Here is a 1,405-nt window from a genome sequence, read left to right as displayed (position 1 = left end):
GCCATCCAATCCATCGGCGTTAGAGCCGGTGAACTGCAGGATGGTCGCCTGGTTACCGCTACCCGTCGAGCTTTGGTTGATCACTGCCTGACCCCGGATCGAACCCGACGACTGGATGATTAAGCCTGTCGTACCCGAACCACCTGTCTGGTTGATACTAGCGGTGTTAAAGCGGCCTTGCTGAGCGATAACCGCGTTGTTCAGGATATTCGGTCCTGTCTGGCTGATGCTAGCAACGTTATCATTGGACAACTGGCCAATGGTAAAGACGACTCCACCGACGTCAGTTAATGGGATGGTAGCACCCGTAGCATCCTGCGGGTTGGTTTTGCCCTGGCTGATACGAGCCCGAGACGACGAGTTACCAAGACCAGTTTGGGTAATGGTAGCCTGGTTGCGGTTAGATTGAATAAACTCACCGGCTTGAGCTGACCCCTGGTCGATGATCGCCAGCGCGTTGGTTACGCCGGTACCCTGCGTAATGGTTGCCCGGTTGCTACGGCCATTCGATTCTCCACCACCTGCACCTGTGAAGTCCTGAGAGCTGTTTTGTACGATGAACGCACCTGTCAGGTTCAGCGTAGTTGCTGTACTGTTCTGGTTGATGGTAGCCTGGTCATCGCTCGAGAAGGAGCCAATACCGTTACCTTGACGAATGCTGGCAACGCCAAGCTGAACGTTTGCACCTTGGGTGATATTAGCTGTGTTATTATCCGTAGCGCCAAAAGAGCCTTGGGTAATGTACGCAGCGTTTGCAATGGTACCACCGTTCCCGATTTGTGTGATGTTAGCCACACTATTCAGGTCAGAACCATTTACGTTAGAACCTTGGAAAACAAATGCTACATCGCTCGATCCATTCTGAACGATGGCAGCCCGGCTACCAACAGCTTCCCCTGATACGCTACCTTGTTCGATATAAGCGACGCTGGCTACTTGCGTTTGCAGGATAGTGGCTTCAACACCGTCAGCGCGGCCTGACTCACCCGTAGCACCACCGGCTAGGCCTCTGGAACCCTGAGAAATGCCCGCAACTACTGCACTAGCTAACTGAGTGATCGTAGCCCGGCTAGCTACCGCTTCCGGAATAACGCCACTATTGCTAACATCATTCGCACTAACCCGGCCTTGATAAATTAAAGCCTGTGCCAAAGTAGTTGCAGCGCCAGTTACATTCTGGCCCTGGTAACCTTGGAAGATGAAGGCATCATTGTTGACCGACCCGTTGCTCTGGCTAATAGATCCAGCGTTGTTGGTACCGTTCTGCCAGTACTCAGCGCCGTTGCGACGGCTGTTGTTGTTCTGTTCCAGGAGAGCCACGTTGCCCTGACCTTGTTGCAGAATACCGCCGAAGTTACCGTCATTGGCCGCCGAACCAATCGTAGCTGAACCCGATACACCACCA

The 1,405-nt window shown here is 53.3% G+C and carries 1 protein-coding gene; it reads right to left on the bottom strand.

The window, feature by feature from the left end:
* The coding region (locus ACYVBJ_RS20510; protein ID WP_460984180.1) for a beta strand repeat-containing protein at positions 1-1,405 on the bottom strand (1,405 nt) is incomplete at both ends.

The organism is Spirosoma fluminis (assembly GCF_054778895.1).
Note: the sequence above shows the minus strand (reverse complement) of the source record. Positions and strands in the feature narration are given on the sequence as shown.